This is a genomic window from Yinghuangia sp. ASG 101, assembly GCF_021165735.1.
GTDB lineage: Bacteria > Actinomycetota > Actinomycetes > Streptomycetales > Streptomycetaceae > Yinghuangia.
Genome location: NZ_CP088911.1, coordinates 731723 through 746300 on the forward strand (window position 1 = coordinate 731723; position 14578 = coordinate 746300).

The 14578-nt window shown below is 71.5% G+C and carries 16 protein-coding genes and 1 riboswitch; of the genes, 3 read left to right on the forward strand and 13 right to left on the reverse strand.

Annotated elements, in window-relative coordinates; all coding sequences use genetic code 11:
* Positions 1 to 7 precede the first annotated feature (7 nt).
* Positions 8 to 194: riboswitch (cobalamin riboswitch) on the reverse strand.
* A gap of 462 nt (positions 195 to 656) precedes the next feature.
* Positions 657 to 1625, forward strand: coding sequence for a glutathione S-transferase C-terminal domain-containing protein (locus LO772_RS02825; protein WP_231776718.1), 969 nt, complete (start codon positions 657 to 659; stop codon positions 1623 to 1625).
* An 81-nt stretch (positions 1626 to 1706) separates the two neighbouring features.
* Here the strand turns inward: LO772_RS02825 and LO772_RS02830 are convergent, their stop codons facing one another.
* The 6 genes from LO772_RS02830 to LO772_RS02855 all read right to left on the reverse strand — a co-directional run bounded on the left by LO772_RS02830 (position 1707) and on the right by LO772_RS02855 (position 6591).
* Positions 1707 to 2468, reverse strand: coding sequence for an SDR family NAD(P)-dependent oxidoreductase (locus LO772_RS02830; protein ID WP_231776719.1), 762 nt, complete (start codon positions 2466 to 2468; stop codon positions 1707 to 1709).
* A 13-nt stretch (positions 2469 to 2481) separates the two neighbouring features.
* A complete protein-coding gene (locus LO772_RS02835; protein ID WP_231776720.1) occupies positions 2482 to 2874 on the reverse strand; it encodes a 2Fe-2S iron-sulfur cluster-binding protein in 393 nt (130 codons plus the stop codon).
* Between the two features lie 89 nt (positions 2875 to 2963).
* Positions 2964 to 4208 (reverse strand): metal-dependent hydrolase family protein, encoded by a 1245-nt coding sequence (locus tag LO772_RS02840; protein ID WP_231776721.1) that lies wholly within the window; start codon positions 4206 to 4208, stop codon positions 2964 to 2966.
* Positions 4205 to 4537 carry a hypothetical protein gene (locus tag LO772_RS02845; protein WP_231776722.1) on the reverse strand — a complete coding sequence of 111 codons (333 nt, stop codon included), beginning with the start codon at positions 4535 to 4537 and terminating at the stop codon, positions 4205 to 4207. Before LO772_RS02845 ends, LO772_RS02840 begins: the two co-directional genes overlap by 4 nt.
* Positions 4534 to 5793 (reverse strand): aromatic ring-hydroxylating oxygenase subunit alpha, encoded by a 1260-nt coding sequence (locus LO772_RS02850; protein ID WP_231776723.1) that lies wholly within the window; start codon positions 5791 to 5793, stop codon positions 4534 to 4536. Before LO772_RS02850 ends, LO772_RS02845 begins: the two co-directional genes overlap by 4 nt.
* 15 nt (positions 5794 to 5808) lie before the next feature.
* Positions 5809 to 6591 carry a carboxymuconolactone decarboxylase family protein gene (locus LO772_RS02855; protein WP_231776724.1) on the reverse strand — a complete coding sequence of 261 codons (783 nt, stop codon included), beginning with the start codon at positions 6589 to 6591 and terminating at the stop codon, positions 5809 to 5811.
* Between the two features lie 567 nt (positions 6592 to 7158).
* Here LO772_RS02855 and LO772_RS02860 point away from each other — a divergent pair.
* Positions 7159 to 7782 (forward strand): TetR/AcrR family transcriptional regulator, encoded by a 624-nt coding sequence (locus tag LO772_RS02860; protein WP_231776725.1) that lies wholly within the window; start codon positions 7159 to 7161, stop codon positions 7780 to 7782.
* 17 nt (positions 7783 to 7799) lie between these two features.
* On the opposite strand, the gene LO772_RS02865 is transcribed toward LO772_RS02860, so the two are convergent.
* From LO772_RS02865 to LO772_RS02875, 3 genes are read right to left on the reverse strand one after another with little or no spacing between them, the layout of a single operon-like run.
* Positions 7800 to 8645: a TauD/TfdA dioxygenase family protein gene (locus LO772_RS02865; RefSeq protein WP_231776726.1), complete on the reverse strand. Its 846-nt coding sequence runs from the start codon at positions 8643 to 8645 to the stop codon at positions 7800 to 7802.
* Complete coding sequence (locus LO772_RS02870; RefSeq protein WP_231776727.1) at positions 8642 to 8977, reverse strand: hypothetical protein; 336 nt, start codon at positions 8975 to 8977, stop codon at positions 8642 to 8644. Before LO772_RS02870 ends, LO772_RS02865 begins: the two co-directional genes overlap by 4 nt.
* Complete coding sequence (locus LO772_RS02875; protein ID WP_231776728.1) at positions 8974 to 10275, reverse strand: aromatic ring-hydroxylating oxygenase subunit alpha; 1302 nt, start codon at positions 10273 to 10275, stop codon at positions 8974 to 8976. The genes LO772_RS02870 and LO772_RS02875 overlap by 4 nt, the downstream gene beginning before the upstream one ends.
* Before the next feature lie 136 nt (positions 10276 to 10411).
* On the opposite strand from LO772_RS02875, the gene LO772_RS02880 reads away from it, so the two are divergent.
* Complete coding sequence (locus tag LO772_RS02880; protein WP_231776729.1) at positions 10412 to 10897, forward strand: nuclear transport factor 2 family protein; 486 nt, start codon at positions 10412 to 10414, stop codon at positions 10895 to 10897.
* A gap of 28 nt (positions 10898 to 10925) precedes the next feature.
* Here the strand turns inward: LO772_RS02880 and LO772_RS02885 are convergent, their stop codons facing one another.
* From LO772_RS02885 to LO772_RS02900, 4 genes are all read right to left on the reverse strand, one after another.
* Complete coding sequence (locus tag LO772_RS02885) at positions 10926 to 12599, reverse strand: ABC transporter substrate-binding protein (RefSeq protein ID WP_231776730.1); 1674 nt, start codon at positions 12597 to 12599, stop codon at positions 10926 to 10928.
* Positions 12600 to 12770: 171 nt separating this feature from the next.
* Positions 12771 to 12971 (reverse strand): hypothetical protein, encoded by a 201-nt coding sequence (locus tag LO772_RS02890; protein WP_231776731.1) that lies wholly within the window; start codon positions 12969 to 12971, stop codon positions 12771 to 12773.
* Between the two features lie 129 nt (positions 12972 to 13100).
* A complete protein-coding gene (gcvH, locus tag LO772_RS02895) occupies positions 13101 to 13493 on the reverse strand; it encodes a glycine cleavage system protein GcvH (protein WP_231776732.1) in 393 nt (130 codons plus the stop codon).
* Positions 13494 to 13647: 154 nt separating this feature from the next.
* Positions 13648 to 14496 (reverse strand): SAM-dependent methyltransferase, encoded by an 849-nt coding sequence (locus tag LO772_RS02900; RefSeq protein ID WP_231776733.1) that lies wholly within the window; start codon positions 14494 to 14496, stop codon positions 13648 to 13650.
* Between the last annotated feature and the right edge of the window lie 82 nt (positions 14497 to 14578).

Genomic DNA, 14578 nt, shown 5'->3' on the forward strand with positions numbered 1-14578 from the left:
GACATGTCCGGCACGCGGACAGCGGGCAGGTCTTCGGACTCGCGGGCGTGTTTCGTCGCCTACTGGCCGTCGCTTCCCGGAGCCGGACGGCTCCAGTGCTGATGACGGCGGTCGTTCCCGCTCACCGCTGCGGGGGCAGTCCCGGCTTCCCACCGGGTTCCCTCTTCGAGGCCGCCCGCCGGGCCCGCGGAGATGCGGACCGGACACGCGGCCTCTCGACGGCCGTCCCCTCGGGGGCGGCCGAACCAGCTGCGCGAGCGAGCATACATGTTGGGGTACCTCACGCAGCGCACCCCAAGAACTTGTGTCGCGATGTCCCCAAGGCGCCCTGTATCGGCGGTGCGGCGTTGACAGCACGACGCCCGGGTTCGTAGCGTCGGGGTGTGAGTGCGGACGTGCGCCTGGTGTCGTGTCGCCACATCGACTACTGCCGAGTGGCCGGCTGTAGCTGTCCGCGCGCCTGACCTCCGCCACCCTCTCCGGCCGCGGTGTCCCGGCCGCCGCCGATGACGTGACCACGCCCCTGCCGTACGGCGTGGCCTCCCGCCCGGGCCTCCGCGCCCGCGCGCCCCGAAGCGGACACATTCACCCGGACGTATGACTTCGCGTCACCTGATCGACCGTCACCCCTCCGCTGTCCCCGAGGAGTTCCCGCGATGACCACGACGGACACCCCGAATACGCCCCATACGACCATCACACCGACATCGGCGACACACACGACGAAGCCGTTCGCGAGCCCGGTCGACACCGCGGTCTTCGGCACGTACCGGGCCGCGAACCCGTCGCCGCGCCGCGGCATCGAGCGGCCGTTCTACCCCTTCCAGGGCCGGATCGGCGCCCCCGGCTCCAGCCCGTTCGGCGCCGAGCCCGGCCGCTACCACCTGTACGTCTCGTACGGCTGCCCCTGGGCGCAGATCACGTCGATCGTGCGGGCCGCCAAGGGCTTGGCGGACGTCGTCACGACGTCGTACGTGGACGAGGAACGCGACGGCCGCGGCTGGGCGTTCCGCGAGCGGTTCGGAGCGGACCCGGTCAACGGGTTCCTGCTGCTGCGTGAGGCGTACGAGGCGACCGAGCCCGGCTACGACGGCCACATCTCGGTGCCCGCGCTGTGGGACCGGAGCACGTCCGCGCTGGTCAGCAACGACTTCGCGGTGATCCCGGTGGATCTGGCGACCGGTTTCGACCGGTGGGCGAACGGCACCGACCTGTATCCGGCGGCGCTGCGTCCGGAGGTGGACGCGTTCGGCGCCCGGATCGCCGCCGAGGCCCGGGCGGGCGGGCTCACGGACGGGGCGAACGCCCTGGCCGCGCACGAAGCACGGCTCGGGGAGCGGCCGTTCGTACACGGCGAGAGCCTGACGCTGTCGGATATCCGGCTGTGGGTCACGCTGATCCGTTTCGAGACCACGTACCGTGCCGCGATCGACCACGACGGCCGGGCCCTGCCGGACTGGCCGAACCTGTGGGCGTACACCCGGCGCCTGTTCGCACGGCCGGAGTTCGCGTCCACCACCGACCTCGGCGTGCTGCGCGAGCACCGCGAACGGGTCCTCGCCGACGCCTCGCCCCGCGTCCGCGACGCCGCCGCGCGCCGCGAGGAGGCGTGGGCGCGGGGCTGACCCGCGCGACGCCCCGGAGACCGCCGTGCCGCCGCCCGTTCGGACGGCGTACGGCGGTCGTCGCCGTGCACGGGCGCGGTGTCACAGCACCGATCCGCCGTTGACGCCGAGGACTTGGCCGGTCACGAAGCCCGCGCCGTCGGAGCTGAGGTACGCCACGGCCGCGGCGATGTCGTCGGGTGTCCCGAGGTGTCCGACCGGGATGGCGCCGGCGATGGCCTCGTTGGAGGGCAGCCGCCCCTCGGCCTGGGAGCGGTGCTGCATCGGCGTCTCGATCCCGGACGGCGGGATGGTGTTCACCGTGATCCCGAGCGGGGCGTACTGCCGGGCGAGGGACTTGGTGAGCACGATGACGCCGCCCTTCGCGGCGGCGTAGTGGGCGCACGTGGGTGAGCCGCGCTGGGCGCTGGAGGACGAGATGGTGACGATGCGGCCCCAGCGCGCCGCGACCATGTCGCCGATGGCGGCCTGGCAGCAGTGGAAGGTGCCGGTGAGGTTGACGTCGACGACGCGCCGCCACGCTTCGGGGGTGATGTCCTCGAACGCGTCGAACGCCATCAGTCCCGCGCTGGTGACGAGGATCCCGACCGGCCCGAGTTCGGCGCGGACCCGGGCGAACGCCGTGTCGACGGCGGCCCGGTCGCTGACATCGGCGCCGACCGCGAGGGCGCGTGCGCCGAGGCCGCGCAGGTCCTCGGCGACCGCGCCGGCGCGTTCGGCGTCCAGGTCGAGCACGGCGACGCTGTGTCCCCGGGCGGCGAGGTGGCGGCAGGAGGCGGCGCCGATGCCCGAGGCCCCGCCGGTGACGACGGCGACGCGGGGCGTCGTGGTCGCGTGGGTCATCGCTGGGTGTCCCCTATTCGTAGACGACGCTGGTGTGTTCCGACGTCGGCACCGCCTGGCAGGTCAGGACCCAGCCCTCGGCGACCTCGTCGTCGGCGAGGACCTCGTTGTTCCGCATGGCGGCGCGGCCCTCGACGACGCGCGCGATGCACGTCCCGCAACTGCCGGCCTCACAGGACGCGGGGGCGCGGAACCCGGCCGCGCGGGCCGCCTGCAGCACGGTGGTTCCCGGGCGGTACGCGGCCCGCACGGTGCGCGGGCCGAGGGTGATCGTCAGCGAGGCCGCCGGGCCCGGGGCGGCGGGTTCGTCGCGCCGCGGCGCGGGGCCGTCCGCCGCGGTGGGGGGTGCGCTCGCGGGGCCGTCGCTCGGCACCGAGTCGTACATCTGCCGGGAACCTTCCTTCATGCCATGCCCGGTGGCGCCTCGCCGGGACGCACGGAACCGCTCTCGTGGATTCCGTGCGTCCCGGCGCCTGGGTCGTTGGTTGCGTGGGGTCAGTCGTTCTTGTGGACGCGGCCGTCCTTCATCACGAACCGCACGTCCCGGGTGGCCTTGATGTCCCGGGTCGGATCGCCGGGCACGGCGATGACATCCGCGAGGAAGCCCTCCCGCAGGCGTCCCAACTCGTGGTCGAGTTCCACGAGTTCGGCACTGGTGACGGTGGCGGCGCGCAGTGCCTGCCACGGTGTCATGCCCCGCGAGACCAGGGCGACCAGCTCGTGGGCGTTGTCGCCGTGCGGTACGGCCGGGGCGTCGGTGCCGCAGGCGATCCTGACCCCGGCCGCGACCGCCCGGGGCAGCATCGCCTTCGCGCGCGGGAACACCTCGGCGGCCTTCTTCCGCAACTCCGGTGCCGCGCGGGCGATGTCCATCGCGTCGGTCAGGTAGGTGGTCGACACGAGGAACGTGCCGTGGTCGGCCATCATGCGGAGCGTTTCGTCGCTCGCGAGGAACCCGTGCTCGACACAGTCGATCCCGGCACGGACACAGGCCCGGACGGCGGTGTCACCGACGGCGTGGGCGGCGACGCGGATGCCCGCACGGTGTGCCTCGTCCGCGATCGCGGCCAACTCCTCGTCGGAGTACTGCTGAGCGCCCGGTCCGGTGCTGTGCGACATGACGCCGCCCGAGGCGGAGACCTTGATGACCTTGGCTCCGTGGCGGATCTGGTAGCGCACGCAGGCACGCACCTCGCCGACGCCGTTGGCGATGCCCTCGCCGATACTCAGCGGCATGACGCCGGGGGCGAGGCGCTGGAACACCGTGGGGTCGAGGTGGCCGCCGTACGGGGTGACGGCGTGCCCGGCCGGGATGATGCGTGGCCCCTCGACCCAGCCCTGGTCGACGGCGCGTTGCAGCGCCACGTCCAGGAGGTAGCCGCCGGTCTTCACCATCAGGCCCAGGTTGCGGACCGTCGTGAACCCGGCCATCAGCGTCTTGCGGGCGTTCAGGGTGCCGCGGATCGTGCGGTACGCCGGGTCGTCCTGCACGCCGTGCATCGGCAGCGGCAGGCCCGTCGGGGTCTCCGGGCCGCCGATGAGGAAGTTCAGCTCCATGTCCATCAGGCCGGGCAGCAGGGTCGCGTCGCCGAGGTCGAACTCCGTTGCCCCGGCGGGTGTTTCGGCGGGGTTGACGGCGGCGATGCGGTTTCCCTCGACCACGATCACGGCGGGCGTGCGGACGTGCTCGGTGTCGATGTCCAGCCACCGGGCGGCGCGCAGGACGACGGGCGCGGTCACGGCGTCGGCTCGATCAGGCAGTCGAACGCGGCCGAGCCGGTGTCCGGGACCTTCGGCTGGTGCCACACCTCGACGGGGAACGACACCTGGATCAGCGAGTAGAGCAGGTGGAGCAGGTTCAGCGCGTCGTCGGGCAGCGCGTCGAACGGCTGCGTCTCCAGGTACGCCATGGCCTCCTCGGCGCGGGGCATCGCCGCGTCGTAGAACGCGCCCATGTCGTCCATCGTGCTCGCCAGGCGGGTGTGGTAGCGCTCGTGCTCGGTGGGCAGGCACCACGTCGCGGCGAAGGGTTCCAGGTCGGCGAACGGCCCGGGCAGTCGTGCGCTCATCGTCCCGCTCCCTCGAACTCGTCGACCCAGTCCCCGACGACCTTGTGCAGGTGGCGGCACAGGATCTCCTGGTCGCCCAGCAGGAAGCGGTCGACGTACCGGGTCTCCAGCATGGACTGCGTGGCCTCCAGGGTGTTGGCGTCCTGGAGGGCGAACTCCTTGAAGGTGACGGCCGCCGCCTCCTGCGCGACGCGCTCGCGGATGGTGGTCGCGGGCGGGAAGTACGCGCTGCCCTCGAAGACATGGCTGTGGTACGACGTGGGCCAGTACTGGTAGGTGATGTACCACCCCTGGCTCCAGATGAGGATCACGAAGTTGGGGAACAGCTGGAACGAGTCCAGGCCCCACGGATCGCACTTGGCCGGGTTGACACCGGGCGGCATGGGCCCGAGGTCGGGCTTGTCCCACGGCCCGAACAGCCCGCTGCGGGTCAGGGTGTCGATGGGCTTGACCGACTCGGCGTCCAGTTCCCAGAAGCGGATGCCGGACGTGCTGACCAGGCGGTGGTGGCCGTCGAGTCGGTAGTGCGGCGCCTCGAACCCGGCCTGGGCCGCGGCGACGGAGAACTTCTCCGGCGACTGCTTCGCGTGCAGCACGGGCGCGTGGTAGAACTCCGCGAACGCGTCCATGTACAGCTTCCAGTTGGCCTTGATCTCGGTGCTGTAGCCGAAGCGGGAGGTCATCTTGTCGAAGGGGTAGCCCTCCAGCGCGGTCACCATCGGGCCGAGGAAGTCCCGGAGCGGCTGTGCCGGTTCCCTCGCGAGGTTGACGAAGACGAACCCGGCCCACACGTCGCAGTGCACGGGCGCGAGACCGTATTGGCTCTTGTCGACGTCGAAGAACTCGCCCTCCTGCTGGATGAAGTTCAGCCCGCCGTCCAGGCCGTACCGCCAGCCGTGGTACTTGCAGGTGAACTGCCGGCAGGAGCCGGCGGTGTCCCGCGCGGGCTCGTCGTTCCACACCAGCTTGTTGCCGCGGTGGCGGCAGATGTTGTGGAACGCCCGGACGGTGCCGTCGGTGTCGCGCACCACGATCACGGAGGCGTTGGCGGCCCCGATGTTCTTGGTGAAGTAGCTTCCGGGGCGCGGTAGTTGCTCGACGCGTCCGACGTGCAGCCAGGCGCGTTTGAAGATGGCCTCGCGCTCGCGCTCGTAGAACTCCGGGGAGATGGAGTCCTCGTAGGACACCGGGTCGGTGCCGAGTTCGGGGTAGTGCCGGGTCCAACTGCCTTCCGGTGGCTTCGGGAAACGCGGCATCGTGGTGCTCCTCCTTCAGCGGTGCGACGGTCGGACGGGCCGACTGCCCGGGACGGGGTGCGGCGTGGCGGGCGGGGCGGGCGGATCGGGCGGGGAGTCGGTCGCGGGCGGGCGCGTCGGACGGGCGTCGGGCGGGGAGTCGGTCCCGGGCGGGCACATCGGACGGGCGTCGGCCCGGGCCCCTGCCCCCGCCCCTGCCCCCGCCTCCGCCTCGCCCTTCGACGGGAGTTCGGCCTCGGCGTCCAGCCCGACGCTGTTGAGCACCATCGCCAGGCCCACGTAACTCCCCACGACGAAGAGGAGTTCGAGGAGTTCGCGCTCGTCGAAGCGGGCCGCCAGGCGTTCCCAGGTGGCGTCGTCGACGACGTGGCGGTCGACAAGCTGGTCGACGGCCCGGAGCAGGTCGCGGTCGCCGTCGGCCCACGCGGGTGCGTCCGGGCCGGTCGCGGCGGCGGCGACCTCGCCGGGTGTCAGGCCGACGCCCTCGGCGATGCGCACGTGCTGGTCCCACTGGTAGCGGCAGCCGACGCGGTGGCTGGCGCGCAGGATCAGCAGCTCGCGCTCGCGCGCGCCGAGCACGCCGCAGTCGAGCAGCAGGCCGCTGAAGGCCAGCCAGGGCCCGCCGACACGGGCGTGCCGCGCGAACAGGCCGAGGATCGACGGCATCGGGGGCGCGTCGGGTGCGCCCGTGAGGTAGCGGTCCGCGCGGGGCATGTTGCCGCTGAGCAACGCCCTTTGCTCGTCCGTCCATTCGGCCACCGGGAGCGGCGGCATGCGGGGCGTCGGAGCCGTGCTCACGAGGCCCGCCGGGGGTCGGCGTCGCACCGCTCGGGGGACGGGACGGATGGCGGGTTGCGTATCGGCCCGGTGTGCGCGGCGCACGCTCGGGCACGTCGTGGCGGCGTGTGACGGACGACGCCTCTCCGCTCGGGGGCGGCACGTCCCCGAACGCGCCCGTGGAGACCGTCCTCCGAGCACGCCGCGGGGCAGGGGACCCGGCGGCCGGACACGGGCCGCGAATCGGCCGCGCGGGCGGAGTCGCCCGCGAAGGCGCCCACCGGCGTGGGCCGTTCGGCGCGGATGTCGTACCGGCCGCCGCACCGGCCCCACGAGGTGCGGTGGCCGCGATCCGCCGGAGCCGGCCGCGAGCCCGTCCACCCCGTCGCGTCGATCGAGCAGGCGCTGCCTGGCATGGGCCCATCCTCCTGGGGTTGTGCACGGCCGCCGGTCCGCACCGACCGGCGCAGGGATGTTAATCATATGATTAACACGTGGGTGTAGTCAGGGGCAAGAGTCGTGGGGAGCCGCCCCGGCGATACCGAGATACTGGTGGGCGGCAAACGGCACGGCAGCGAAAGGACCTCCATGGCGCCGGCACGGCGGAGCCCCGTCGAAGACTCCATCACGCGCACAGCCCTCCTCGACGCGGCCGAGGAGCTGATGCTCGAACAGGGCTACGCCGCCGTCAGCACCCGCCGGGTCGGCGCGAAGGTGGGGGTCAACAGCGCCCTCGTGTCCTACTACTTCGGGTCCATGGACGGCCTGTTCGTCGAGTTGTTCCGCCGGGGCGCCGAACGCAGCCTCAAGCGGCTCGTCGACGCCCTGGCATCGCCCCAACCCCTGTGGGCGCTCTGGGAGTTGACCCACGACTACTCCAGCAACGCCCTCACGATGGAGTTCACCGCACTCGCGAACCACCGCAAGGCGATCCGCGCCGAGATCGCCGCGTACTCGCGCAGGTTCCGCACCCTCCAGGTCGAGGCGCTGACGGACGTGCTGCCCCGCTACGGCATCGACCAGGAGCGCTGGCCCACCGTCTCCCTCATCCTCCTCATGGCCGGCGTCTCGCGGTTCCTGCAGATCGAGGAGGGCTTCGACCTCGACATCGGCCACGCCGAGACGATCGCCGTGATCGAGCGGGAGATCCGCGCCCTGGAGGGCGACCGCCGGCCGGTGGGCGACGAGGCCGCCGCCCACCGGCCCGGGTAGCGCGGCCGTCCGGTCCCTCATCGGATCGGTTCGTCGCCGAAGACGGTCGTGCGCAGCAGTTCGCGGGGCGAGTCCGGGGCGTACGGCGCGGCGCGGTGCACGACGCCCGTGTTGTCCCACACGACGGTGTCGCCGACGGACCAGTGGTGACGGTGCACCCGGTCCGGCCGGGTCGTGCGGTCGAGCAGGTCCCGGAGCAGGTCCCGGCTCTCGTCGCGGTCCATCCCGACGACGTGGTCGGCGTGGGCGCCGATGACCAGGGACTTGCGGCCGGTGCGGTGGGTCCACACCAGCGGGTGGGTCGATGTCGGGCGGTTGCGCCAGTGCGCGCGCTGCTCGGGGGTGGGGTCGGGGATGACGCGGCGCTGGGACGCCTCCATCGAGTGCAGCACCCGCAGCGCCGCGAACCGCTCCTTCTCGTCGTCGCCGAGTGCGTCGTAGGCGGCGTAGGTGCTCGCGAACTCGGTCTCGCCGCCGCTCGCGGCCACCTGCACGGCGCTGAGGACGGTGGCTTTCTGCGGGGGTTCGCCGTGCAGGGGTGTGCAGCCGTCCATGTGCCACTCGAAGGTGCCCTGGAGGTACGCGGCGGAGGTGTTCTTGGCCGGGTCGAGGGTCACGCGGTAGATGCCCGCGACGGGGTGGTGGCCGTACTCGTCGTCGATCTCGCCGAGCCGGCGGGAGAACGCGATCTGGTGCTCCGGATCGAGGCCGAGGCCCCGGAAGACCAGGACGCCGTACGTTTCGAGGGCTTCGAGGACGGCCGCTGCCGCGGCGTCGTCCCGGGCCAGTTGCTCCGCGCCGATACCGCTCACCTCGGCGCCGACGGTGGCGGCGAGCGGGGTGCAGGTGATCGTCGTCGTCACGGGGAGGGCTCCAAGTGGCGTTCGAAGTAGGCCGTTCCGGCGTCGACGACCTTGGGCTGGTGCCACACGTCGACGGGCAGCGAGACCATGATCAGCGAGTAGACGAGGTGGAGCAGGTTCAGCTCGCGCTCGGGCAGTTCGTGCAGCGGGAACCGGTCGAGGTACGCCATCGCCTCGGGCACGCGGGGGAACGCGGCGTCGTAGAAGGCCTGCATGTCGGCCATCGTGCTGTTCAGCCGCTCGGTGTAGCGACCGGCCTCGGTCGCGATGCACCACCGGGCCGCGAAAGGCTCCAGGCCACGGAACTCCTCGGGAAGCATGGGGGTGGTCACGCGTGCACCGCCTTGTCGTCGAACCGCCCCTGCCGCAGGTACGCCTGCACCCAGTCGCCGACCACATGGTGCAGGTGACGTACCGTCATCTCCTGGTCGCACAGCGGCCATTGGTCGATGACGCGGGATTCCAGGCCCATCTGCGTGCCGTCGAGCGTGCCGGCGTCCTGGAGCCCGGCCTCCTTCGAGATCACGGCGGTGACCTCGTGGCGGATCCGCTCGCTCGCGGTGCGCGACGGCGGGAACCAGTACGACATCTCCCAGTCGTGCGTGTTGGGGGACGTCGGCCAGTACTGGTACGTGAGGTACCAGCCGCGCTCGTACATCAGGATCACGAAGTTCGGGAAGATCTGGAAGTTCGAGATCGACCACGGGTCGAGCCCGCCCGGGTTGACGCCCGGCGGGAGGTTGGCCGGGTCGAGTTCGGGGAGGTCGGGGCGCTCCCACGGGCCCATCATCCCGGCCTGGACCTGGTGTTCGATCGGGTACAGGTTCTCGGGCGGCGACAGGTGGCGCGGCACACCCTTCCACCCGCCGGTGCTGACGAGGCGGTGCGGGCCGTCGGTCTGGAAGTGCGGGACCTTGAACCCGGTCTCGAAGCTGCGCAGCGCGGGGACCTGCTGCTGGGAGTGCAGGATCGGCGCGTGGTAGTACTCCTGGAACGCGTCCAGGAAGATCTTCCAGTTGCTGAGGATGTTCGCCCGGAACGCGTACCGCTCGGTGCACAGGTGGAACGGATAGCCCTCCAGGCCGCGCACCATCGGGCCGAGAAAGTCCAGGAGTGGTTGGCTCGGCTCGCGGGACAGGTTCACGAAGACGAACCCCTCCCACACCTCGCAGTGCACCGACACGAGCGGGAACTCGGCCTTGTCGAAGTCGAAGTACTCCTCCTCCTGGAGCGCGAACCGCAGTTCGCCGTCCAGGCCGTAGCGCCAGCCGTGGTACTTGCACATGAACTGGCGGCAGGTGCCGCTGGTCTCGTCGCGCGGTGTCTCACCCCACAGCAACTTGTTGCCCCGGTGCCGGCACACGTTGTGGAACGCGTGCACGCGGTCGTCCATGTCCCGGGTGACGATCAGCGACGTCTTCGCGACGGCCAGCTCCTTGGTGAAGAAGCTTCCCTTGCGCGGCAGTTGCTCGATCCGGCCGACGTTCAGCCAGGCCCGCTTGAAGATCGCCTCGCGTTCGAGCTCGTAGAACTCCGGCGATATCGAGTCCTCGTACGACACCAGGCCGGTCCCCAGCCCCGGGACGCGCCCGGTCCAGCTGGCATCCGACGGCTTGCCGGAACGCACCATGAGCCATCCCTCCAGTCGTGTTACTCGACTGATTAACACCCCCACTTGGGTAACACAGCATCCGCGCGCGCCGCAAGGCTTCCGCGGCGACACCGGCACGCGGACGGGACGGCACGGGGTCGTAGACTCCGCGTCCATGGACCTGTGGGAACTGATCGCGCGCGAACGCATCCGCGACACGATGGCCCTCTACAACTGGTCGGGGGACGCGCTGCGCCTCGACGAGATGGCCACCGCGTTCTGCGAGGACGGGGTGTTGGAGACGCGGGGCGCCGACGCGGCGCCGCACGGGCGCGACGCGATCGTGCGGTTCCTGTCCGGCGTGGGGGCCGGAGCGGACGCGCAGGCCCGGGCCAAGCACGCTCCCGACGCGGACACCCCGGCGCCGCGCCGCATCGTGCGGCACGTGCTGACCAACGTCCGCTTCGTCGAGCTGACCCCCGAACACGCGCGCGTGGCCGCGTACTTCACCGTCTTCACCGAGATCGGCCTCGACCACTACGGCCGCTACCGCGACCTGTTCGTCCCGGTGGGCGACGCCTGGCTGATCCGCCACCGGTTCGTCTCGACCGACTGGCGGGCCGCCGACTCGACCATGGCGCCGCCGTCCGCCGTCGGCTGACCCGGCCGCGCCGCCGGGCCGGCGGGGGTCATCCGCGCCGGCCGACCCGGTCCCACAGCAGCAGGCCGTCGTTGAACAACTGCGCGCCCGTGAGGTCCGGCGAGGTGACACACCCCGCGAGGGATTCGAGGAACACGAAGAACGGCACGTCGTTGATGAGCCGCATCTGCACGCGGGTGTACGCCTCGTTCCGCACCGTCCGGTCGGTCGACAGCCGTGCCGCCTCCAACGCGGAGTCCACCTCCGGGTTCTGATATCCCGTCAGGTTCGTCGGACCGCCGCTGGAGTGGAGGAACTGGTACAGCAGCGGCTCGGCGTCCTCGGCCCACAGCCCGTACGTCGCGATGTCGAAGTCCGCGTCGAACAGGACGCGTTTGGAGTAGACGACGATGTCCTCGACGACCAGGTCCACACGCACCTGCCGCGACGACACGCTCTCGATGCGCTCCTTCATGTACTCGGCCATCGCGACGGCCTTCGGGGTGCTCGGCACCGCGAACACCAGCTTGAGCGGCTTGCCCCCGTTGTCGGTGGCCGCCGCGAACAGCGCCGCCGCCTGGGTCGGATCGTTCTGCGGCATCGTCAACTGGATGTTGGCGATCGGCGAGGACGACGCGAAAATGCCCTTGGCCAACCGCCCCTTGCCGTCGCTGTAGAGCCGGTTGATCTCGTCCCCGTTCAGCGAAAGCGCCACCGCGCGGCGCAGGTTGGGGTCGGCGAGCGGACGGCCCGGGAGTTTCCGCGTGTTGAAGGCGAGCATCTGGCCGCCGTTGAGCGGGATTTCGTCGACCGGCAGCCCCAACCCCCGTGCCTGGACGAGCAGAACGGGGTCGCTGCTGACGACGATGTCCGCGTCCTTGGCATCGATCGCCTTCGCGGCGGCGGTGGTCTCGGCGTCCACGCGGAACGTCACGGTGTCCAGGTAGGGCTTGCCCTGCTGCCAGTAGTCGGGGTTCCGTTCGAACGTCATGTGGCTGCCGGGCACCCACTCCCGCAACCGGTACGGCCCCGCTCCCACGGGCGCCGTCCGCGACGCCGCGAAGGCCTCCGGCGAGTCGAGGGTGCGCGGCGACGGGACGAAGTTCAGCGAGTGCGCGACCGTGCGGTCGAAGTTCGCGTTGGCGGACGGGAGTTCGATGCGCAGCCGCAGTTCGTCCAGGACCGCGAGCTTGAGCGGCGCGACGGCGACGGCGGCGGGCGACTGCAGCGCGGGGTCCTTGTGCTTCTCCCACGCGCGTTTGACCGCCATGGCGTCGAGCTTCGCCCCGTCGCCGAAGCGGATGCCGCCCTTGAGCGTCAGCGTCCACACGAGGCCATCGCGGTCGGGGATCAGCGACTCGGCCATCTGCGGCCGAACCGTCCCGGTAGCGGGGTCGCTCCACAGCAGCACGTCGTACAACGCGGACAACCGGCTGCCGTCCGCCTGGTTGGCGATGTTCGCGGTGTACGGGTCGAGCCCCCGCGCGTCGCCGGGCAGCAGCACCGTGACGCCTCCGCCGTGTCGCGGCGTGGCGTTCGGGTTCGGAGCGCCGCCCGAGGACCCGCAGGCGGCGGCCACCACCATGACGAGCGCGAGCCAGGCGACCCGGATCCTCCGCCCGCCCCGCGAACGACGCCTCCGGACCTGGTCGCGCGTGAACACCGGACCCCCGATTTCTCCGCACACCCCGAACGACCGCGTCAGCGCGGCGAATTCGTGCAAGCCAGCGGAAGGATCAGAAACGGAAGGCGCTCATGCTGGTACCGATGCCTGTGCGTGTCAAGGGCCATACACCCCGCCACACCCCGCCACACCCCGCCACAGGCCGACCGGGCCGACGACTCGCCTGAGACGACGGCGGGCCCGACCCGAGTCACGTTCGAGGGGGACGCCTCACGGCGTCGCCGCGTCGAAGGCGTAGGTCAGGGGCTGGCCGCCGGTGCGGCGGTAGACGTACGGTGCCTGCACCTGGACGTCCACGGTGTCGTCGACGTGGCAGGGGTACACGACCTGGATGACCGGCGGGCGGTCCGCGACCCGTACGGTCAACCCGTTCGCGGGCCCCCCGTCGAGCACAGTTGACTCCCACTCCATGTGTGCCTCCGATTGACGCGCGTGCGTGTCCTGGAGGAAATCTACAGAGGTGTAGAAGCCCCTGACGGCCCGGGGCGGCTCCCCCGCCGCCCGCGTGACCGGGACGTCACCGTGCCCGCACGAACCCGCCTACGCGTCGGATTCGTCGAGGTACGCGGCGTACTCGTCGGCGCTGAGGAGCCCGTCGTACGCCGAGGGGTCCGCGGCGTCGATCTCCGCCCACCACCCGTCGCCATAGGGGTCGTCGTTGATCGACTCGGGCATGTCGGTGAGGTCCCGGTTGGGGTCGCGGACCTCGCCGGGGACGGGCATGGCGATCGCGGAGACCGTCTTGACCGACTCGACCGAGCCGAGCGGCTGCCCGGCCTCGAACCGGTCGCCCGCGTTGGGCAGTTCCACGTAGACGATGTCGCCCAACCGCCGCTGCGCGAAGTCCGTCAGCCCCACCAGCGCGGTCCTCCCGTCGTGCCGGACCCACAGGTGGTCCCGGGTGTACGCGCGGTCCCGCGGAACGTTCGCCATGCCGGTCTCCCCACGCCGCCGGGTTTCACCGGCCGCCGCCGTGGCGACGGGCCGGCGATTCGTGTGCGGGAGCCTGCCCCGTCCACACCTCCGGGACAGCGGAACCACTCGATCGAGTGACTTCCGTATCCCGGTGCCTCGCGTCGGCGACGGCTCAGACCTTGCGCGCGAGCAGCCCGTACGCCGGCACCTGCACCGGGTCCGGCAGCTCCGCGTCGGGCGCGGGGAGCCACTGCGGCAGGTTGCGCACGCCCGGCTCCACCAGCTCCCAGCCGCTCGGCAGCAGCTCGGCGACGCCCTTCTCGGTGAGCGCCTGCGTCCGGATACCCGACTCCCGGTAGGTGTCGATCAGGCGCCGCACCCCGTCGGGGTCGAAGTCCGCGGTCATGTGCGACAGCCCGAGGTAGCTGCCCGGCGCCAGCGACTCCGTCAGTCGGGCCAGGATCTCGGTGGCCCGGCCCGGGACGAAGGGCAGCACCGAGACCAGCAGCAGTGCCAGCGGCCGGTCCAGGTCGAGCGTCTCGGTGAGCTTCGGGTGGCCGAGGATCGAGTCCGGCTCGCGCACGTCGGCGTCGATGTACGCGGTGGCACCGGCCTCGTGGCTGGTCAGCAGGGCCCGGGCGTGGGCGAGCACGATCGGGTCGTTGTCGACGTAGACGACCCGGGTCGCGGGGATCACGGCCTGGGCGGCGTCGTGGGTGTTGCGGCCCTCGACCGGTATTCCGGTGCCGATGTCGAGGAACTGGTCGATCCCCAGGTCGGCGAGGTGCCGCACCAGCCGCAGCAGGAACGCGCGGTTCTCCCGCGCCCCGACCCGCAGGTGCGGGAACGCCACGAGCGCCTGCTCGGCCCCCGCGCGGTCGGCGGGGAAGTTCGTCTTGCCGCCGAGGTAGTAGTCGTACATCCGCGCGGAATGCGCGCGGGACACGTCGATCTCGGGCGGCGCCCAGCCCTCGACAATCGCGTTCTGCTCGGGCGTCCGGTCGAACACGGATCCTGGCATCGTCCACCCCGTTTCCGGATCCGCGCCGCCGATCCGGCGCCCGCATCGCGCCTCGCGGTGGATCACTCATCGGTACTTCATT

What these genes read in the sequence shown, in the direction of transcription:
- LO772_RS02825 (WP_231776718.1), top strand. Translation starts at nt 657, where the DNA reads ATGACCACGACGGACACCCCGAATACGCCCCATACGACCATCACACCG.
- LO772_RS02830 (WP_231776719.1), bottom strand. Translation starts at nt 2,468, where the DNA reads ATGACCCACGCGACCACGACGCCCCGCGTCGCCGTCGTCACCGGCGGG.
- LO772_RS02835 (WP_231776720.1), bottom strand. Translation starts at nt 2,874, where the DNA reads ATGAAGGAAGGTTCCCGGCAGATGTACGACTCGGTGCCGAGCGACGGC.
- LO772_RS02845 (WP_231776722.1), bottom strand. Translation starts at nt 4,537, where the DNA reads ATGAGCGCACGACTGCCCGGGCCGTTCGCCGACCTGGAACCCTTCGCC.
- LO772_RS02850 (WP_231776723.1), bottom strand. Translation starts at nt 5,793, where the DNA reads ATGCCGCGTTTCCCGAAGCCACCGGAAGGCAGTTGGACCCGGCACTAC.
- LO772_RS02860 (WP_231776725.1), top strand. Translation starts at nt 7,159, where the DNA reads ATGGCGCCGGCACGGCGGAGCCCCGTCGAAGACTCCATCACGCGCACA.
- LO772_RS02875 (WP_231776728.1), bottom strand. Translation starts at nt 10,275, where the DNA reads ATGGTGCGTTCCGGCAAGCCGTCGGATGCCAGCTGGACCGGGCGCGTC.
- LO772_RS02880 (WP_231776729.1), top strand. Translation starts at nt 10,412, where the DNA reads ATGGACCTGTGGGAACTGATCGCGCGCGAACGCATCCGCGACACGATG.
- LO772_RS02890 (WP_231776731.1), bottom strand. Translation starts at nt 12,971, where the DNA reads ATGGAGTGGGAGTCAACTGTGCTCGACGGGGGGCCCGCGAACGGGTTG.
- gcvH (WP_231776732.1), bottom strand. Translation starts at nt 13,493, where the DNA reads ATGGCGAACGTTCCGCGGGACCGCGCGTACACCCGGGACCACCTGTGG.
- LO772_RS02900 (WP_231776733.1), bottom strand. Translation starts at nt 14,496, where the DNA reads ATGCCAGGATCCGTGTTCGACCGGACGCCCGAGCAGAACGCGATTGTC.